Raw genomic sequence first — 22,488 nt, 5'->3', positions numbered from 1 at the left:
TGTAAATATGTCAGAAGTATCAGAAAATACAATATCTGTTATTAAGCAACTCGACCCAGATTTGCCTCAATACCTAGATTTTAAGAACCTTAGAAAAGAAGGGCTTGAACATATTGGGAATTTGGCAGGTAAAATATGGACCGACCATAACGTACATGATCCAGGAATAACAATTCTAGAGGTTTTAGTATATGCTTTAATAGATTTAGGATATAAAACAAACCTTCCTTTCAAAGATTTAATTGCTCGCGAGAACAATCAGGATATAGACGATAATTTTTTAACTCCTTTGGAAATACTTACTGTAAACCCAGTAACTATAACCGATTACAGAAAATTACTTTTAGATATTAAAGGTGTTCGAAATGCTTGGTTAGAACCAGCTAATCAGGAAGTAAAGTTATTTATAGATCAAAATGCAAGTGCTTTAAGCTGTTCTTACCCACGCAATTCTAATAATGATAATGATGATTGTGTTTTAGATGCAAAATATGAAGAGCTCTTTTTAAATGGATTGTATAAAGTTTATATAGAAAAAGGGAATGATGTTGCAGACGAAGACGAACTTAAAAAAGAAGTTAGAGAACGGCTTTTACAACATCGAAATTTATGTGAAGATTTTATAGATATAAAGATTTTGGAGCCTATTAGTTTTGGTATCTGTGTCGATGTGGAAATACATGCAGGATATGATCCCAAAATTATATACTCTGAAATTATTAAAGCGTTAAAAAATAGTATTCAACCCGATATTAGATATTATACGCTTAACCAACTCCTCAATAAAGGAAAAGCTATCGATGCTATTTTTGCAGGAAGACCATATAGCGAAAAAAGTTTTGGATTTATTGATACCGATGAGTTAGAAGCTTATGAAAGACGTAGAGAAATCCGTTTGTCCGATTTATATCATAGTGTGCTTAGCATAGAAGGGGTACGGAAAATAAAAAAAATACATGTAAATAAAGAACATAAAAATGAAGGTGAAGATTCTCTGCCTTTAAATTGGACTCATGATATTGGGCCTTGTGAAGTCCCTGTATTTTCTCTTGAAAACACTTGTGTAGATATATACAGTGAACAAGGAGTGTTAAAAATAGATAAACTTAAAATTCACAAATCATTTTCATTTAGTAAAAAATTCGAACTACCTTCAACTAGTTTGAATAGTGAAATTCCTTTTGGAGTATATCATGAAGATATAAACGACTACTATTCTATTCAAAATGATTTTCCTGTAGTATATGGTATTGGTGAAGATGGCTTACCAGAAAGTGCAACATTGCTTCGCAAAACTCAAGCCTTACAGCTTAAGAGTTACCTTATGTTTTATGACCAAATATTAGCAAATTACACATCACAATTAACCAACATTCGTTCGTTGTTTTCATTGAAATCAGAACAAAATAAAACTCAGGATGAAAAGAAAACATATTTCACGCAAATTCCAGAAAGTATCACTGGAATAGAAGACCTACTAAGGTTTTATGATTCAAATCCAATCCAACAACAAAGTTCTGTACTAGCATATCCAGTGTTGGAAGATGATGCATGGGAAAAAGCATTGAAACAGCTTGAGAATAATCCTAGAACAGAATTTTCAATTGGAAATACCTGTGATACTAAAAACAGATTAGTCGATATGTTTACGTTTTCTTCGGCAAACATTCGTTCTATTTATATTAATCAGATTATTGATTCTTTTTATGCTAAAAATTATACCATTCAAATTCTAGAAGATCGTTTCGGTTGCTTTTTTGTATTACGTCCTAGCTTACCAAATGATGTCTTAATTGTTGGAACAAAAAGATATGAATCGGCTAGTAAAGCGAAGATTGAAGCAAACAATGTTGCTTTTATTGCTGCTACTAATACGAGTTATAATTTAGTGACTAATAAATCGGAAACTAATGATCCTGACCAACATTACTTTGGTATTATATACCATCCAATATCATACATAGATCTTATTCAAGAATTAACAGAAAACAAAGAAGAATACATTTCTAGGCGAAAGCAATTTTTAGATCATTTGTTAGCAAGATTTGGAGAAGAATTTACAGAGTATGCACTACTTCAATATAAAGGAAAGTTAAGTGAATCTGAGCGCAAAGAAGAAATGATTAATAATCAATCTAAATATATAAATGAATTTGCAGAATTAAGTCGAAATCGTGGGAAAGCATTTAACTATTTAGAACAATCGTGGAATACAAATAATGTTTCCGGATTTGAAAAACGAATATCATTATTATCAGGAATACATAATTACCACAGAAGAAATCTATGCAATTTTGAAGTAACAGAATGTTATAGACTATTACTTAACGATCCAAACGGAATTCCTCTTTTTAGAGCTAATAGAAGTTTTGAAACTAAAGAAGAATTACATCATGCAGCAAACAAGGTTTTAGTACAACTTCGAGATTCTGATTCTTATAACGCACTAGAAAAAAGCTTAAACGGTTTCAATGCTAGTGCTATAAGTAGAGTGTTTTCAGAGAAGCCAAAAGATGAGAATATTATAATTACCAAGTACCACTTTAATCAGCAATTATTAAATAGTGAAGGGAAAGAAGTTGGCTTAAGTAATAATATCGCCTCAAAAAATAGTGCTGTTAAAAAGAAAGGTGATTTTTTAAAAATAGGAATCCCGCAAGTTTTACCTAACTCATCGTATTCAGATAAAAGTAGAACATATCGTTTGCTTTCAATAGACAAGGATAATCACTATTTAGACGCTACTCATCTGGATAAATCTTTAACAATTAGTCCAATTGAAACATGGAAATGGCATATCAATACAAAACGTCCAAAAAAAATAGTAAGTGAAATTTCTTTTAACAGTGATGAAAAAGCTTGGGAGGATGTAATTAATAGTGGTACTCTCGATAATTATTTAGTGAAGCATAAGACAGGATATAAATGGGTGTTTGATATCCCAAATCAGCAAATTTCTTTTCAAGGATTAAATTGTTATCCCGATAGAAACAAAGCAATAGCTGCGTGGCGAAAAGCAAAAGTTTTGGGAAGTACTATTAAAAACTATACCCTTGAGAAAGGAGAGAAAACACATAGGTTAGTATTAAAAAATGAAAAGAAAAAAGTCATAGCCGTATTAGGAAAACTAGAAAAGAGTAAAACCGATATTATAGAGCAGTGTACAAAAGTTTTTAGTAATAGAGCAGTAAAACCAAAATATGTTAAGGAAACAGATAAATTAGGATTTAGAATTCCTATTAATAGTGATTTAACATCACTTGTAAGCTATTGTGTCTACGATTCTAAAAAAGAAGCTTTGCAAGAAATGAACAATGCTTTCAAATTTGGGAAGACCAAAAAAAATTATTTACAATCAGGTGACGAAGGAAATCCAGAGTATAACTTTTTGCTTAGAGATGCGCATAACTCCTTTTTAGCGTTACCTCCCGAACACTTTGAAATAGCATCAAATAGAAACAATGCTTTAAAGTCAATACTACGTTTTTTTAAAAGTAACACAGCTCCTGTTCTAATTAAAAAAGAGCCTAATACGTATGTCTGGTCTTTGTTTGATAATGAAAATGTATTATTAAAGTCAGAAACTGAATTCTCATCAAAGGTAAGAGCACAATCAGATTTTGATAAAATTATAGTGTCAGAATCCCTAAAAAGTTGTTATGAATTATGTAAGGAACACATTTATAAATTTGATATCAAATCAACACCTTCACAATTTAAATTTATTTATGGCAATACGAATGTACATAATGAATTAAATCCACTTTTTATAAGTGAAGCCTTTTATGATAATGAAGGAGATACTAAAAAAGCGTATACAGAATTTGTAAAAAAATTACCTCAATTATTATTAAAAGAACCAAAAGGAAAACCTTTTCAGTATAGATTGTATAATAAAACATCTCCAGTAGCTATACAATATATAAAAGGAAGGGTTAAAGGAGATTTAAATACCGCAAGAGAATTAACAAGTTATATAAGTAATATATATAAAGACAGTAAAACTCCCAATCAAGAATTTGTGCGTTCTCAAATGGCTGAGAGTCAGCAAAAATCATATGAATGGCGATTTTACAAAAAAAACTCACCATTAGCTAAGAGCCCATATCTATGTCTAAGAAAAGAGCAAACAGAGTCCATAAAAACCATTATTTGTGGCATAATACCACCAGTAAACTTAAATAAATGTCCTATAAAAGATATTGTTGTTTGTCCAGATAAAGACAAAAAAAAGTATCACTATCAAGTATGTTTCAATGATAATAAGGATAATGAATTTCTCTTAACAAGTTATGTTGGCTATGCAACTAAAAAAGAAGCCGAAGATGCGTGGCATAAAGAATGGTTTGAAGTCATTAATATAGCTAGAGACCCAAAGCAGTATATGCCTGGTGGAAAAATAAGTCCTGTTGAAGAGTATAAGAAACCTGATGATAAAACATGTGATGATATATCATTTATTGCAGTAATTCCAGACAAAAGAAAAACCGATAAAAAAGAGCAAGAATTAATAGATTACTATATACAACAGGCTAATTTATATCCCTTGTACAAGGTTGAAATTGATGATGAAGATGAGGAACAAAATAGAGAGATTCAAAAGTGTAAGAACAAATATAAATATCGTGTCGTTGTATCAGATAAAGAGTTAATTGATACCGATTGCACATTAAAAGATGAAAATGAATATCAAGGTACTTTAGTATGGGATAGTGTAGATTGTTTTGATAGTATTGATGAGGTAATGCATGCTTATAGACATTTTTACACCTTGACAGGTACTCATAATAACTGTAGAATTCTTTGTGAAAAAGGTAAATTTTATATTGGTCTAGTTGAGGTTCTTGCCGAAAGTTCATGTGATTTTATCTCAAAAGAAGAGGCTTGGGATGATGCATTCCCAGAAGATAAAAATTCATGCGGAGATTGTATTCCGAAAGGAGTTAGAGCATTTATTTATGCCGCAGAAGATGATAGAAATTATATTCCAGTCTGCGATCAAGATTATTGGAAATTCAAAGTGGTTTCACCTAACTATTTTGTAGTTGATCATAAGTGTTGGTATAATTCTGAATGCGAGAGAGACCATCAAAAAAATGAATGGATGGATAGCTTAAAAGCATTGAATTGGGACAACTATACAACAGGATTACTCTTTGAAAATGATGAAATTATTTTAGATAATCATCCATTGACTCACATAGATTCATCTCAATCAAACACAAAGCCATTTAAAATATGTTGTGATATGGTTCATGATATTAGGGAATGCTTGAAAATGTGCTCTAAAGGTTTTGAAAGAGATAAGCAATTAGTTGAAATCAGAAAGTGTTTAGTTGAAAAATTCAAAACATATATATGTACAGAAGAGGAGATTGAAAACGGGATTAGTAAAGATGAAAAACGTACAAAGCATGATCAAGCTATTAAATTACTTGACTTGTTTGATTCAGATATTGACCAATTTCACTTTTTGATAAATCACTTTCCAATACATAAAACAGATAAAGGCTACTGCTATAAAATCTATTTGGAAGAAGACGATAAAGGGATTAAAGAAGAGGAGTTACAACCTTGCGGATGTGGTAGCGAAAATAGTATTGAAAAAAACGATGCATGTGAAGAAGCGCATCCATTTATAAGTAGTAATTGTTATTCTTGTTGTTCGGAAGCATTTGATGCATTCAAAGCATTTCGAGAATTGATAGAGCTAAAGAAAACATTTGATTTTAAATCTGTTTCAAAAACAAAATATGGACCATATTCTTTTCAAATAATTGATACGAGTAAAGTATTAGCTTACCATCCGCAACAATATAAATGTCTACAGGAAGTAGAGGACGCCATTCAAATAACTAAAGATTGCGTAGATAATGTTGGGATGCACCTTTTAGAACACATTTTATTAAGACCTAAAACTACAAACGAATGTGGCCATAGTATTTATACTGGTGATGACGTTTCTTTAAGTAACAACGTTGAAAATTGTCTCTTACCTATATGTCCAGATTATTGCTGTGATATAGAATGGCAACCAGATATGGATAAAGAAGATCCATGCTCAAATAACACTGAGCAAAACAAAATTTATTACTTACCAGGTATAGATCCATATTCATTTTGGGCGACTATAGCATTGCCAGGATGGGTGAAACAATTTAGAACAAATGAATCTAGACAGGTTTTTGAAAAGTTACTTTACAAGGAAGTACCTGCTCTTGTTGGACTCAATATTTTATGGTTAAGTCCATCTAACATGTGCAAATTTGAAGATGAATATAAAAGGTGGTTAGAATGGATAGAGAGTTCGAAAAAATACCTATGTGAACCTGAAAAGTTACCAATATGCACTTTAGCAGATTGTATTAAAACATTAAAAACCGAAGATGCTTGCCCTACAAAGCCAGGCGAAAAAGGTGATTGTGATTGTGAAGAAAAGGATTGGGTGAATGATGATGAATGCTGCATGCCAAACGAGACCGAGGGAACCATTTTTTGGTCATGTTGTGAAACGTCAGATCCTGTAATTTATAGTGAGATTTCAAATTTTGAGTCTGTAAATGTAAAAGAGAAATCAGTTTCAAAGCGTAAAACATCTAAAAAGACACCCAAATCAAAAGTATCTATAGAAAAAATCAAAAAATCTGTAAGCGAAGAAAGGGATGTGCTAACTCTTGTGAGAAAGAGAAAACCTAAGTACTTATCGGATATAAAATCATTGACAAACAATGATATTCAAAAAACTAAAAGCTATGAGCGAACATTATTTTTTCTGAAAAATATGCCTACCGTGAAAGCTCATACTCAGCTAGTAAACTTCTTTAAAAGGTATAGTTTACAAAAAGACAATAATATAGAAGGCTTCCTTTACCTCTTAAAGAATGCAACATGGCATTTATTAGATAATATGGTGCTAAATCAGAAAGGAGAAATCAAAAAAGAAGATCTCGATGGACTAAAAACTAATCTTCAAATTTTAAAACAAGAAGGTCTTTCTCTTAAAATGTTAGTTAAAGAATGGAAAATTGAAGAGGTGAAATCATTAGTAAATAGAAAATCTCTAAACCAATTAAAAAGAATATTGAAATAATACAATGACCGATAAACACCTCATAGGAAAACAGATTTTAGAACTTCAAGTTAGTTCCTCTGATAAAATATACGCTATGCAACAACGTATGAGTGATTTATTATGGAACGATTTATTGCCTGAGCTAAATAATCTATTTGATAGAGTCGTAAGCAATAATGAGGTCATATGTATAAATAAAATTGAGTTAGATATAGGTCGTATAGGTTTAAGTGCCGATAATAGTATTAGTGAAATAGTGAACAAAATAATTAACCTTTTAGAAGAAAAAATAAAAGAGCAAATACATAATTATTCTCTAGAGAAAAAAGATTCTGAAGTTAAAAGTAAAGATTATTTTAACGATGAATCGGAATTAAAAAAGGACAGTCACTATAATGAAAAAGAAAAAATTCTAAAAAAGTACCTAAAAGAAAAATCTAATACGAATCATAAAAACCATTATGAAGAGCAAAAACTAAACAGAAAGAGTCATCAACTCCTTAGACGCTATTACTTTGAATTATGGTTACACTGGTTAGAAAAAGGGATTTTACCTTCCTATTCTATTGAACCAGAAGAAAATTGGATGGAACTGGTATTAGAAACACTTGCTTTAGATATTGATGCAGTGGTGCTGTTAGAGAATAAAATAAAACAAAGCCCAGTGGTACTTCAGAGATTAATTCTTCAACATAGGTTGAAAGATTTAAAATCAATAGTAGAATTATACACGGCAATATCTCAAATACAATTATTAGATTTTTTTAGTGAATTAAAACAATTGTTTAAAGAGAAATCAATCCACTCAAGTTTAATGCACTATAGAGCATTTGAAATTAATGCTTGGGAAATAATTTTAAAGAAAGTCATTCTCGAAAGAAAAAAGTTAGATAGTATAGCTTTAGGAATTCAAGTCGTTAAACATCCATTTGTTAATACATTCAGGAATAAATTAATAAAAAAAAGCAATCAAATTAAAAGTGCATATCCCTTTTTACAGGACGTATTCAAAACAGCTGATTTGATTACTTCAAAAGACGAAACCATTGAGCTCAAAGTAGTAAAAATGTATCTTACTTCAAGAGACAATATCAAAGATGTAAAAGAAATACAAGATGATTTGCAAATAGATTCCCCTCAATTTTTTAGAAATGCCGGAGTCGTATTAATTCATCCTTTCTTAAATAGTTTCTTTAAAAATCTTAACCTACTCGAAGAAAATAGATTCAAAGATTTTAAAAGTCAAAGTAAGGCGGTAATACTATTGCATTATCTGGCAACCGGCGAAAATAATCCACTAGAATATGAAATGGTATTGCCAAAGTTTCTTTGTGAAATGCCAGCTAATATACCTATAGATCATACGCTGTCAATAACAGATGAAGAGAAAGAAGAAGCTAATAACTTATTAGTAGCGGTTCTTGAGCATTGGGGAGCTTTGGGAAGTACAACTCCAGATGGTTTACGTGAAGGATTTTTAAGTAGAGAAGGTAAGCTAGACCATGAACCAACAGGCTGGAAATTGTATGTAGAGCATAAAACATTAGATATACTCTTAGACCGTTTGCCATGGAATTTAAGCTTGATAAAATTGCCTTGGATGAAAGAGATTTTAAAGGTTGAATGGAGGTAAAAAAATGAGTATAAAATAATAGATCAAATAAAACGGTTTTTCATAATTATATTAGGTGCAAACAGTAGAAACAAAAACAAGTTCAACTGCTTTAAATCAAATACAAAAGAAGCAGCAGCCCTTTTTTAATAAAGAAGGACAAGACGGCTTTTTTTCTAAACCGAATGAAACAACACAACCTTTTTTCAATGCATCAGCTATACAGACAAAACTAACTATTGGGCAGTCCAACGATAAATATGAAGTAGAGGCAGATGCCATGGCAGATAAAGTAGTGCAACGACTCAGTCAACCCGAAAATAATTCAATTTCTAGTACATCTTCAGGAACAGTTCAAAGACAATGTTCAGAATGTGAAGAAGAAGAACAACTACAAAAAAAAGAAGAGCCTTTAGCAAAAGAGATTAATTCAATCCAACTAAAACCCATTTTTGAAAGTAATGTCGAACGTCCTGATGCCGATATCCAAAATAAGCCATTAGCTGCATCAGTAATCCAGACAAAATGTACGAGTTGCGAGCAAGAAGAGGATTTACAAAAAAAAGAAGAGGAAGAACACTCTGATAATGAATTGTCACTTCAGAGAAAGAGTATGGATATACCTTCTGATAATCCAACAAATCTTGAAAGTAGGTTAAATTCAAGTAAAGGAGGAGGGAGTTCCCTTCCTTCAGATTTGCAAACGTCAATGGGTTCAGAATTTGGAGCCGATTTCAGTACTGTAAGAATACATACTGATACTGAAGCTGTACAAATGAGTCAGGATATTGGTGCCCAAGCATTCACTCATGGTTCTGATATCTACTTTAACCAAGGCAAGTATGATACCAATTCAAATTCAGGAAAACATTTATTGGCGCATGAGTTGACGCATACTATACAACAAAATGGAAATGAATTTATCCAAAGAGAAACAATAACAGAAGAGAGCACGCCATCACAAGCAGAAGCTTCTTTAGATTCTCATCCAAGTCGCCCAAGGCATGAAATAGTTTTAATGAGTGGAGGACCTGTAAGTAATAGAGAAGATCCTGACCACGATAATAATCCTTTGAATTTTGCCACTGCGGCTAGAATTAAAATTGAAAGATTAATGGAAAGTGCATTTGGAAATCAAAGAATAATGATTCCAGATGATAAAATAACATGGGTAATAATGAGACCGCCTTATCGATACAGAGCCCTTGAGGATGGTGAACATATAGACTCATACATAAACTTATTTCAATCGGTTAGTTTAGTAAGGCTAAGAAGACAATGGGATAATTTAGCAAGACAATCTGGATTAGAACATGTTGCTTCAGCTTCTGAAGCTATCAAAATTCATTTCGTTGATAGTTCAGATGATTTTGTAGAATTTATGAATAATGGCGCTGTTGAGGGAGATAGGGCGACAATGCCTATTGGAAGATTTGAGTATTTTGGGCATGGGGTTCCAGGGACACTTTGGTTTACTATGGGCTGGGATCATTTAAGGTCTGTAGATCGTCAATTTTTTGGCGTGGATGATATAGAAAGATTGGATTCTGCAGTGTTTTTATCTTATTCAGAATATAGGAGTTGGTCGTGTAATACCGCTACACCTTATGGAAGTCAGCCTGTAAACTTTGTAGAAACATGGGTAGAAACTTTAGGCGGTAGGTTTGTTGCGCCAGTAGGTAGGTCATCTTATGAATTTATATTAGATCAACCTCGAAATCAAGATGCGGTAGTTTTAAGTGAAGGATTATATCCTAGAGATGCAGCTGATAGAAGAAATGCACCCACAATAGATATACCTAGACCTGCATATTGGACTACCACTACACGTATTTCTTCGGAATCAAGCCTAAATCCAGAAGATGCTGTGACGACAACGGATGAGAATTGGGTTCATGATTCTGAATTACCTGGCCAAGATAACTTAGAGGTTGAATCGTCAACATCTAATGCGTCCGAAACACCTTTAAACTTAGATGCAGAATCTTTACAGTTTCCTCCATCACCTGATGATAATGTTACAGAAGACTCTGGAAATATGGTTTGTCAAGCAGAAGTAGTTCCTTTCAATGAAGACGGAATTCGTGGTAGCGAAATATGTTCTGAGCATGGGTCGGGTCAACTTAATATAAATTACTGCGAACCAGAAGAACAAAACGTGGCTATAGAATCTTCAGCCATTACAGATGATGAAATGTCTACAGCAATAGAATCAGGGTTTTACCCTGTGCAATTTGTAGACTTAACTCCAGAAAGCGTTGTCGCCATTGATGAACATGATGAGTCGTGGCAACCTTTGCTTAGAGAAATCGCAGAAAGAGCATATAATGAAACATTAGATACAGACAGTATACCAACTACATTGCAACAAACATATAGTTTGGCAAGTAATATTAGGGCACAAGGAAGAGGTTTTAGAATTGGTGTAGTAGAAAGGAATGGAAGAATTTATTATAAAATTTTTGGATCGAGAGGAGCCAATCCTAATGTTCCTGGTAGATGGTATGCAGCGCGTAACCTTCCTCGTACAAACTCAACCTTGAATACAATGTTGCAACCAAGAGCAGGTTTAGTCTCTGGATTGAGATCAGGTTCTATTGGTATAGGAGGAGCACTAACGGTTGCTGGTACTACATTGGATTATGCTATAGACCCTAATAAGGATGTTGCATCATCTGATTTTGCAGTAGACCTATCTCTTGATCTTGTAAAATCAACAGGAGCAACTGCTGCAGGAGCTGCTGCAGGAGCTGCTGCAACAAGTTGGCTAGCTGCCGGAACACTAGGAGCTACTGTAGGTTCAGCAGCTCCTGTTGTAGGAACAATTATAGGCTTTGCAGTGGGAGTTTTAGCAGCAATGGCAATTGAGTTTTTTATAGGAGATTTTAGAGCTTCTGTTAAGGCATGGTTGAGAAATCGCCATAATATTCGTAATACTAGAAGAAGTAATTCTTTGGGTAATGGGTCGTCTGATGAAATTAAATGAGATATGAGTTGGTTAATAAAAAAGAGAATACTTGTTCTTAGTCTTTTAGGAGGAATGATTGGTAGTTCTTTTGTTTTCTTCCTTGAAGGTGGAATAATTGAGGCTGCCATTATAGGAGCACTATTGGGTATTGTATTAGAGCTTTTTTATAAAACATTAATAAAGAAAAAATAGATTGAAGACAGTAGAAACAAAAACTAGTTCAACAGCTAATAACCTGATTCAGGCAAAGCGACAACCTTTCTTTAACAAAGAAGGGCAAGATAGTTTTTTTTCTAAACAAAATGAAACAGCACAGCCTTTTTTCAATACATCATCAGCTATACAGACAAAACTAACTATTGGACAAGCCAACGATAAATATGAAGTAGAGGCAGATGCCATGGCAGATAAAGTGGTTCAACGGTTAAATCAACCTGTAACTAATTCAATTGCCAATAAACCCTCAGGACTAATTCAAAGACAATGCTCGTCATGCGAGGAGGAAGAGAAACTACAAAAAAAGGAAGACCTTTTAGATAAAGAAACTAATGCAGTACAGTTAAAACCTATTTTTGAAAGTAATTCCGAAGAGACCAATGTCCAAGCCAAACTGATAAACACTTCAATAGTCCAAACTAAATGTGCAACTTGTGACCAGGAAGAGTATGTACTAAGAAAAGAAGAGGAGGAATTGCCAGACAATGATCAACTACTTCAAAGAAAGGGAATAGATACACCTTCTGAAAATACATCAAACCTTGAAAGTAGGTTAAATTCTAGCAAAGGAGGAGGGCGTTCGCTTCCATCAGATTTGCAAACCTCTATGGGTTCTGAATTTGGAGCTGATTTTAGTAAGGTAAAAATTCATACTGGTTCTGAAGCTGTGCAAATGAGTCAGGATATCGGTGCCCAAGCATTCACTCATGGGTCAGATATCTATTTTAATGAAGGTAAGTACGATACCAATTCAAACTCAGGGAAGCATTTATTGGCCCATGAATTAACACATACAGTTCAGCAAGGCGCTTCAGATGTAACACCTTCTGTTCAAAAACTTTCGTGGGACGATGTCAGACAAGCAGGATCGAGTGCGCTTTCTTCAGCAGGTCGAGGGCTAACGAATATTGGAGGTGCTATTTCCGATACTGTAAGTTCAGGTGTAGATACTGTAAGGAATGCAGGTGCATCATTTATGAGAACAACCTTAAACCAATATGCTCCTGGTCTATGGGATTTACTTACCAACGGGGTTGATGTCGAATTGAAGAGGCGAATTTTTCAAAGCGTAATGCGAGTTGTTAGAAACTTGAAAACCCAAATAGAGAATAGTGATCTTGTTGGTAAAATCCGTGATTTTTTCTCAAATTCAAAAGTAAAACTAAAACAATGGAAAAATGAAGTAGCAGATAAGTGTAATACGCTATATGAGAAAATTGATGCTTTAGTTTCGTTCTTTGGTGATATGACCGACCCAGTTATTCAACAAATACGACTGGGTTTACAAACATTGGGCGGATATGCATCTGCTTTTTGGGATAATATTGGAAAACCAGCTTGGGAGGCCATTCGCCAGTTTGCTGGTGATGCATGGGATTGGTTACAATCAACAGCAAGATGGATTTGGGATAGAACCGAAGGAATTAGACAGCTATTTGTAGATATTTGGGAATGGATTAAAACACAGCTAGGCTTACTGCAAGATTCAGCTACTTCAATATGGGATCGATTTAAAGAAATAGCTGCAGAAGTATGGGAAGAAATAAAATCATATATAGAACCTGTACTTCAGCCTCTAAAGGTATTGGGCGGACTTATGCTTGCTTTTAGTCCGTTAGGACCTATAGTAGCTATTTATCAGGCAGGTCCGAGAATATGGGAATCTCTAAAATGGGTAGTGACAAATTGGTCGGGTTGGCAAACTCTTATTGACCTTAAAGATCAATTTGCGAACGAAATATTGCCAGCAATAAGCAGAGGAGCTCAGCAGGCTAAGTTGCACCTTCAGCAAGCAGTCACTTGGGTTAATGGAATTGTTACTTCTGTAAAACAAGCAGTTAAAGACTTCTTGAACTCTATAGGTATTTTACAAGTTATTGACGAAGTTCGCGGGTTTATGGCAGAACTTCGACTTTTATTTAATCAAATAAAAGCTGAATTTGATTCACTCTACACTAGTCTTAAAGAAGACTTTAATGCTGTAATGACTTTAGCTAAAGATCTGTTACAAAGTCTTTGGGAATGTGTACGACCAATTCTCGATTTTGTATTAGGGATCGTAGCACTAGTTATAAACCCCTTTATGTGGCCTGTATATGCAGTGGCACTAATAACACGCTTAGCATGGTTTTTCTTACCTAGAGATCTTAAAATTGTAGCCATAGATTTTGTAATAGAGCTATTACGTGGCGCTGTAGAATATTTAAGACCCTCAGGAGTTCCAGAACAGATATGGAATATCTTTAGATCAGGAGCAGTGAGTTTCTTAAATCGCTTAGATGGATATACTCCAGATGAAAAAATAAATTTTGTAAATAAAGTATTAAATCTATTAATAGATCCAAGAACCTATGGTGCTTGGATGCGAGGCTTAATAGGCGGTTTTTTACATCAAGCATGGACACTAGTATCAGGAGTAATAAGCTTAGGTATCGAAATGCCTAGCATTATTCAAGGTATAATTAACTTTTTTAGAAATTTAGTTCCAGATGTTGAGATGTTAGAACGAATGTTAGATCGCATAACCGAACTTTCAACTAGGTTACAAGAACTACTAGCAAGAGAAAACTTGTTACAGTATATCATTAATACTGTTATGAACAGCCCTCAGGTATTAGTTGACTGGATTAATGAAACTACCGGAGAAGCAGCTAACTTTGCCGAAAATACTGGAAGAGAAATGGCCGAAGGACTGTTTACTTATGTTAATACAATGACTAGTTCTGGTGTAGGTTATAAAATAGGAGATATTATTGGTCGTATCCTATTTGAAGTTTTACTCACCAAAGGAATTGGTTTTGTAATCGGTAAAATAACACAAGGAATAGCTTGGTTTAGAAGAATTCTAGGAATGTTACGTTCTGGAGCTCGTAATGCAGCTCGGGGTTTATTGCAGAGAGCAAAAGAGCTATTTACTTGGGTTATGGATAAAATGAGAACCTTGTTCCAGAGATTAGGTGAAGCTCTAGGACGAATTTTTGCAAGCTTTAAACGACTTATTGATGATATCATAGCATGGATTATGCGTGCGTTAAAAGGTACTGCACAGAATATTTTAGCATGGAGTGCTTTTGTTGCTCAAGTAATGGGGTTGACAAGAGGAATAAATACAGGATATGAAGGAAAAACAAGAAGAGAAGCAGCTAATTTATTTAATGCTATTCGACTCCCTTTTAATAGTGTGGCTGGAGTGCCTTTTGGAGCTGGTACACGAAACAGAAGATTAGTACAAGATGAAGAAAATAGTGGATACTGGAAATTAATGGCTCGTAAAAAATTTGGAGTCAACCCAATAGAAGGAACAGTAGGTACTCAAGTTGGTAGGATATTAATAAAACGAGTAATTTCTGGTCCGGCTAATGGAAGGTGGAACCGTGGAAAACAAGCAGTTCGCGAAAGAATAAGAGAAGGATTCAGTCCATCAGATTTAAACAAAAGAACATTAGATAATATTCTAGAACCTTACAAGGAAAACTTTAGATATCGTAAACTAGAAGTAGAGTGGGATGAAAGAGAAAATGATTGGAATGTAATAGCCTCAATGAGTCCTGCAAAAAATATAGGAAAAATTAAGAACGGAAATGGCTCCATTCAGCAAAAAATAAATAAACCAATAATTCAAAAAGCAGATACTACAGATAAGGAGATTGCAGAAATTAATCAAAGCTCTACTTTGCCAGATGGCTCGGCTAGAAAGCCTATACCAATTACTTGGTATAAAAACCCTAATAATTATCCCACAATAAGTTTTAGCAATTATAACTCTAGTAGGTGGAGAGGTAGGACTCCCCAAAGACCCCTTAATACTCCTACTGTTAATTTTGGAAGTGAAACTTGGATTGAAATACCTCCTACTCAATACAATTCTTTTCCTACTTCTGGGTCTTTAAGTAGTAGATATTCAGTAATTACAAGAAGTAATGGACGTAGATATTTGAGAATAGGAATTGCAAATCGTTTCATGCCTAGTCTAGGTTTTATTGTTCGCAGACAAAGAGCAGGAGGCCGTTCACGTGCAATTCAAGGTAGATTTAGAACCCTAATGCGTAATTATAATAATACAAACTTGAGGCAAATGGATCATGTTATTGATATTGGTTTAGGAGGAAGATACAGTAATGCTGATCATATAAATAACCTTTGGCCTTTAGACACTGGAGCTAATCAAGGAGGAAATCAAGTTTACGGACAAGAAGTTACATTTTGGGATTCTACTGCTAGTACGGTTAGAACGGTAAGACTATATCAGTTACAATATACAGAGAATAAATTCTTCAAAATAGAAAGATTTGCATAACAAAATTGATAAAAGGATGAGTAAGATTATAAAGGAATTAAAAGAGGCGATAAAAAATACTGATTCAAAAGAACTGGAAGCAATACTCCTACATAATCCAGATATAAATTACAATACAAAAAAAAGTATAGAGGTTTTTTATCAATTATTGGATTATGTATACGAACCTGTTATAGAAAAAGCAAAATTACTTTTAGATTATGGTTTTGATGTAAATCAAAAGAAAAATAGTAACTCTTATTCGTTACTGCATATGGCGGTTTCTTACGGTGATCCAGATTTAGTAGAAGAAATTGTAAATAGAAAAGCAAATATTAATGAAAGGGATAATAAGTTTCTAAGAACTCCACTACATTTTTCTAAGAACTCTGAAATAACCACTTTATTAATTAATGCAGGAGCAGATTTAAATGCAAAAGACATACAAGGAATTAGCCCACTTCTATCTTCTCTAATGAACCCTTCAGTATCATTTCCTGAAGAAGAAATATGTAAACAAGTAAAATTGATTTTAGATGCAGGAGCAGATATAAATAGCACAGACAATTATGGAAATACAACTTTGCTAATAGCAATTAGTTTTCCTTTAAGAAAGTGTGTCGATTTAATATTAAAATATTATCCTGATGTAAATTGTCAAAATGATAATGGTCATACAGCGCTCTCTTTGGCAATAAATATAGGATCAATAGATATAGTTAGAGTATTAATAGATCTAGGAGCAGATATAGATTTAGTTAATCCACATGATTTGTGGTCTCCTTTGTTTATAGCCACTAATAGAGGAAACGTAAGAATGGTAGAAATTTTAATGGAAGCAGGTGCTAATAAGAATCTTATGGATAAAAATGGAAAAACACCAATTCATTATACAAGAAATAAAAAAATAGTAGAGCTTTTGAAATAATGCAAGAATAAATTTCCTTGAATTAGTTTAAAATTAATGTAAAAAAACCAAAGAATATAAAGGTTTATAAAATTATCAAAAAAACAAAAATTATACACAATGAGTACAAACTATAATTACAAACCCAGCAAAGCCCATCAATGGAACCGTTTAACCTGTGATGCATTGCACTACGTTGGAGCACCGCCTACTGTAGCAGCACGAGCCTTGGCTATGGTGCATACAGCGATGTATGATGCTTGGACCAATTATAATGATGGCGGATGTGAAGTAAGTACTACTACTGGAAGTCGTTTAAAACAACCCGATAGTAAATGCACTTCCGAAAACCGAGCTAAGGTATATAGTCATGCAGCTTTTACAGTATTGCAAGCCCTTTTTTGGTTGGACTTACCGCCAGAAAAGAAAAATATGTTTAGGGATTTTATGTGTAAATGTGATTATGATCCTGATGATACATGTTTAAAACCTTTCAATGCCGTTGGTATAGGAAATTTATCCGGAAAACTAGTATTAGAATGTCGTATGGGAGACGGTTCTAATCCTCATGCCACGTTGCACAAAGGTAATTTTTCTGATTTTACAGGCTACCATCCTGTTAATCCACCTGTGCCACAGCCATTAAAGCATATTGACCGATGGCAACCACAATTAAGAGATTTTCAACCGCAAAAGTTTTTAACACCACATTGGGGCGTAGTTAAACCATTTGCATTACAATGGAGTGGACAATTTAGACCACCTTCGCCTGCTGCGTGTGACGAAAAAGAGTTTAAAAAACAAATAGAGATTCTTATTGATTACAGTGCTAATTTAACTGATGAGCAAAAGTTAATTGCAGAGTTTTGGGCAGGCATGCACGAAGATAAATTTGTAGATACTGCAAATAGTGAAAAAGGTCCTTGGGCTTCACCACCCGAACAATGTTGTAGGCAAGCACGCTATTTGTCTAGAAAATACAAGTATAAAAATGCGAATGATGTAAAAATGTTTTTCGTGTTGTCTAATGCTTTACTAGATGCAGCTATTGCAGCTTGGGATTGTAAAGTGTATTATGACTATGTGAGACCGAAATCGCTAATTAACTTATTGCACAAAGGAGAAACCTTAGAAGCTTGGGGAGGTCCCTGTGAAGGTACCAAAGAGATAGAAGGTGAAAAGTGGATGCCATACATACCAACTCCGCCATTTGCAGAATATGTATCGGGACATAGTACGTTTAGTGCTGCAGCCGACGAAGTGCTATATAGTTTTTGCAATAGTAGAGATTATGGAGAATCTGTTGTGATACCAAAAGGCGGCTCTAGAATTGAACCTAGCTGTACACCTTGTGAAGATATAACCTTGACTTGGGCAACTTTAAAGGATGCTGCTAATCAGGCAGGTATTTCAAGGTTGTATGGTGGTATACATTTTATAGATGGAGACCTAGAAGGACGAAAACTTGGTAGTAAAGTGGGATGTGAAGTATGGTATAAAGCCAATGAATATTTTAATGGAGAACTGGGTTAAATTAACATAAAATGAAAGTAATATCAATAGCAAATTTTAAAGGAGGTGTGGGTAAGACAACTACAGCTATTAACCTAGCCGCTGGATTAAAGAATCTTGATAAAAAAGTTTTAATCATAGACATTGATCCGCAAGCCAACCTAACACAATCTCTAGGTATAACAGATGAAATTGAAACTTCTGTTTATACTATTTTGCGTAAAGAAGCATTTGGTGAAACAACGAAGTTAACCGATGCATTAGTAAGTGCTTCTGGTCTTAATGTTATCCCATCTTCTTTAGACCTTGCAAGCGTTGAATTAGAATTAGCAAGTGTCTATGGAAGAGAACAAATACTTTCTCAATTAATAAAACAATTAAAAACATACGATTATGTGTTTATTGATTGTCCACCCTCGATGGGAATGTTAACTATTAATGCTTTAGTGGCTAGTGACTTTGTCTTAATACCACTACTGGCAGAATTTTTACCCTTAAAGGGAGCACTAAGTTTTTTAAAACACTTTGAACTGGTTCATAAATTAAATAGTCAATTAAAATTGCTGGGTTTTATTTTAATGAAATATGATTATAGAAAAAAAATGAACCAAGAGGTTAAAAGAGAACTAGAACTTGAGTTTACAACCGATAAGGTTTTTAAAACTCATATCCGAACCAATATTGCCCTTGCAAATGCTCAAGAAAAAGGCATGGATATTTTTACATATGATAAGAAATCTAATGGAGCAATTGACTACAATGATTTAACTCGAGAGTTTTTGTTAAAAATGTAATTAAAATTGAAATCATGAAAAATATATTCTCAAGTCGTCGAAATAGAAATAAAAGACCACATAATAACGAAGAAGCAGAAAAATCGGAAACCCCATTTTTTTCAAAAGAGAGCAAAACTCCTTTTTTTAATAAGGGTGCAACAGTACAAACAAAACTCACTATAGGGCAACCAAATGACAAATATGAAAAAGAAGCTGATACTATGGCCGATGCTGTTGTCAATAATTCATCTAAACCAGATATTCAGAATAAAGAGATTAGTAATATTCAGCGAGAATCGTTGGCTACACCTCAGGAAGATGAGAAGTTAGGAACTGCCGAACAGCGTATAGAGGAAGATAAACTAATACAGGAAAAACCAGAAGTTCAAAGATTGGAAGAGCCTGAGGAAGATATGGTGAACAAGTTGGACGAAGAAGAAGGTAAGATCAATAAAAAGGAAGGCGAAGAGGAGGAAGGAAAGTTGCAAACCAAGAGTAATACGACTCATAGCCAAATTGCAAGTAATCAGGTATCGAACAAAATTAAAAGGAAATCAGGACAAGGTAGACGAATGCCTAAAAAGACAAAAACCGAAATGGAAGCTTCTTTTGGGACTGATTTTAGTGATGTCAATATTCATACAGATGATGAGGCAATACATATGAATAAAGAATTAGGTGCTCAAGCTTTTACTCACGGTAAGGATGTGTATTTTAATTCAGGAAAGTATAATCCTGATTCTTCAGAAGGGAAGCATTTATTAGCCCATGAGTTGACACATGTGGTGCAACAAAATGGGAAAGAGAAAACAAGAGATGAAGCTAAAAATAGCATTCAGCCTAAACCTCATGCTCCTAACTTGGAAGATAAAACTAATTATGCGTTTGATACCTATAGAATTACTAAAGATGATTTAAGTGATCCTGAGATTAAAGGTAGAATTGAAGCTTTGAATTGGAATGGCCTTATACATTATAGAGATAAGGTTAGTGACTCTGAAGTTAAATTATACATACAAAATATTATTGATAGCTATACAAGTCATGAAGTTGCTTTAGGTTATAAAATTCAAGACCCTCCATTTACGAAAATGATAAATGGATTAAAAGTAGTGGTCTTAGCTGATAAATCTGATGCTACTATCGGTCAAGGTGGAGTTACTAGATATTCATTCCCTGATAAAATCAATTGGGTTACTCATCCAAAAACGAAAGAAGTAACGTCAATAGATTTTGATTATGCCATAACTATTCAATCAAATTATAAACAGATCCGAGATAGAGAAGGAGTTTCTGGATATGGATATGGTACTACTGGGAAAGATAAAATAAACAACACGACGAGTTTAGCTCACCATGAAGGACAGCACGTATTAGATATTTTAAGTCATTTAGAGACAAACCCTTTGCCAACGTTTAATGGGAGACTACGAATGTCTAAAACATTAATAGAAGAGGAAGCGGAGAGATACATTAGTGCTCTCAATAAATATAAATCTCAACTGGATGCTTTCTTAATCAAAAAAGGACATTGTGTTGGAATCTCAATAGATGAGTATAATAAGTCAAAAGGAGTAACAACCCATAAATGTAAATCAACAAAACCATAAAAGAAATATGTTAAGAGTAATGTTACTACTAACGAAGCATTTGAGGTGGATTACTTACCATAAAAATAAAAAGATATGAGTGAAAGTCAATTAGATAATATGTTTATAAATAGGTTAATTGCGCCAGAATTTAATTATCTCAAAAGATTGATTCAATTTAGATTGGAGCGGCATTTTGATCGTAATGAAGGAATGTCGTTACCTGCCTTGCCAGCTATAGAAACATGGTCTTCACATGTGCCAGAGAATATACTTAAGGCTACACTTTCTGAATCAGAATTGACCTTATTATTACTTGCATTATGTCCGCATTTTAATAGTAATTTATTAGATGAGGTTATTCAGAATACATTGGCATCTACAGGAGATTTTCCACAATTAGGAGGTGTAAGAGGCAAAAATTTCAGAGGTTTTTTGCCTACCGGACATACTGCATTGTTTTTATTAGCGGGAGACAATTCAAAAAAAAGAAAGGAAATTCAGGAAGTATTTAATACAGGTCATTTTTTTGAAAAAAACCATATCCTTTGGCTAGAGGAGGTTCCTGAAGGAGAACCCAAAATGAGTGGGAAGATAATTATCTCTCAAGAATATGCGCACTTGTTTATATTTGGTAAAGCGAGCAGACCTAAATTTAGCATGAAATTTCCAGCTCAGATTATAGAGACAAAAATGGAATGGGAAGATTTGGTGTTAGATGTTGAGACTGATAAACAAATACAAGAGATAAAAACTTGGATTACTCATGGAAATACATTGTTGAATGATTGGGGAATGCATAAAAAAATAAAACCCGGATTTAGAGTGTTATTTCATGGACCGCCAGGAACAGGAAAAACACTAACAGCAGGTTTGCTGGGAAAGCACACAGGCAAAGACGTATTCAAAATTGACCTTTCTATGGTTGTTTCTAAATTTATAGGTGAAACAGAAAAAAACCTTGCGAGTCTATTGTCTAAGGCAGAAAAAACAGATAATATTTTATTTTTTGACGAAGCAGATGCGTTGTTTGGTAAACGTACAAGTGTTAGAGATGCACATGATAAATATGCAAATCAAGAAGTGTCCTATTTACTTCAGAGAATAGAAGGCTATAAGGGCTTAGTTATTTTGGCTTCTAATTTAAAAAATAATATAGACGAAGCGTTTTTAAGGAGGTTTCAATCTATTGTACATTTTCCGCTTCCTAAAAGTGCCGAACGTTTGCGATTATGGAAAAAAGCTTTTCCGAGTAAAGTTCGTCTGCATAATGATGTGAATCTATCAAAAAACGCTAGAAATTATGAATTATCTGGTGCCGAAATAATGAATGTAGTACAGTATAGTTGTTTAAGAGCCTTGGCTGCTAATAAGAAAACGATCTATCAAGAATATATTTTAAATGGTATACAGCGTGAATTTCAAAAAAGTGGCAAAATTATGCGCTAACAAATGTTGGGACAAACCTTAAATATTCTTTAGAAGCATTATTCCATTAGGTAATGTTTTGGTATAAAATACATGAAGTGGAAATGCCAAAATCAAGAGAATGTATTTAAT

At 33.7% G+C, this 22,488-nt stretch carries 10 protein-coding genes; all 10 read left to right on the top strand.

What is annotated here, in order from left to right:
* The first annotated feature begins 7 nt into the window (after positions 1–7).
* The 10 genes from Q0783_RS01305 to Q0783_RS01260 all read left to right on the top strand — a co-directional run bounded on the left by Q0783_RS01305 (position 8) and on the right by Q0783_RS01260 (position 22,377).
* Positions 8–7,090, top strand: coding sequence for a hypothetical protein (locus Q0783_RS01305; RefSeq protein ID WP_298892655.1), 7,083 nt, complete (start codon positions 8–10; stop codon positions 7,088–7,090).
* A 4-nt stretch (positions 7,091–7,094) separates the two neighbouring features.
* Entirely contained in the window at positions 7,095–8,705 is a 1,611-nt protein-coding gene (locus Q0783_RS01300; protein ID WP_298892653.1) for a contractile injection system tape measure protein, read from the top strand.
* Positions 8,706–8,760: 55 nt separating this feature from the next.
* Positions 8,761–11,670, top strand: coding sequence for a DUF4157 domain-containing protein (locus Q0783_RS01295; RefSeq protein WP_298892651.1), 2,910 nt, complete (start codon positions 8,761–8,763; stop codon positions 11,668–11,670).
* A 3-nt stretch (positions 11,671–11,673) separates the two neighbouring features.
* The gene (locus Q0783_RS01290; protein ID WP_298754788.1) at positions 11,674–11,844 is read left to right on the top strand and encodes a hypothetical protein; all 171 of its coding nucleotides are present in this window, start codon (positions 11,674–11,676) and stop codon (positions 11,842–11,844) included.
* Between the two features lies 1 nt (position 11,845).
* A complete protein-coding gene (locus tag Q0783_RS01285) occupies positions 11,846–16,165 on the top strand; it encodes a DUF4157 domain-containing protein (RefSeq protein WP_298892649.1) in 4,320 nt (1,439 codons plus the stop codon).
* 16 nt (positions 16,166–16,181) lie between these two features.
* Positions 16,182–17,072: an ankyrin repeat domain-containing protein gene (locus tag Q0783_RS01280; RefSeq protein WP_298892647.1), complete on the top strand. Its 891-nt coding sequence runs from the start codon at positions 16,182–16,184 to the stop codon at positions 17,070–17,072.
* Between the two features lie 99 nt (positions 17,073–17,171).
* The gene (locus Q0783_RS01275) at positions 17,172–18,584 is read left to right on the top strand and encodes a vanadium-dependent haloperoxidase (protein WP_298892645.1); all 1,413 of its coding nucleotides are present in this window, start codon (positions 17,172–17,174) and stop codon (positions 18,582–18,584) included.
* Between the two features lie 11 nt (positions 18,585–18,595).
* Positions 18,596–19,357 (top strand): ParA family protein, encoded by a 762-nt coding sequence (locus Q0783_RS01270; protein ID WP_298892643.1) that lies wholly within the window; start codon positions 18,596–18,598, stop codon positions 19,355–19,357.
* Positions 19,358–19,371: 14 nt separating this feature from the next.
* Positions 19,372–20,949 (top strand): DUF4157 domain-containing protein, encoded by a 1,578-nt coding sequence (locus Q0783_RS01265; RefSeq protein ID WP_298892641.1) that lies wholly within the window; start codon positions 19,372–19,374, stop codon positions 20,947–20,949.
* A gap of 75 nt (positions 20,950–21,024) precedes the next feature.
* The gene (locus Q0783_RS01260; RefSeq protein WP_298892638.1) at positions 21,025–22,377 is read left to right on the top strand and encodes an ATP-binding protein; all 1,353 of its coding nucleotides are present in this window, start codon (positions 21,025–21,027) and stop codon (positions 22,375–22,377) included.
* Positions 22,378–22,488: the final 111 nt, after the last annotated feature.

This window comes from uncultured Psychroserpens sp., assembly GCF_947500255.1.
Lineage (GTDB): Bacteria > Bacteroidota > Bacteroidia > Flavobacteriales > Flavobacteriaceae > Psychroserpens.
This window is presented reverse-complemented; position numbering and strand designations above follow the sequence as displayed.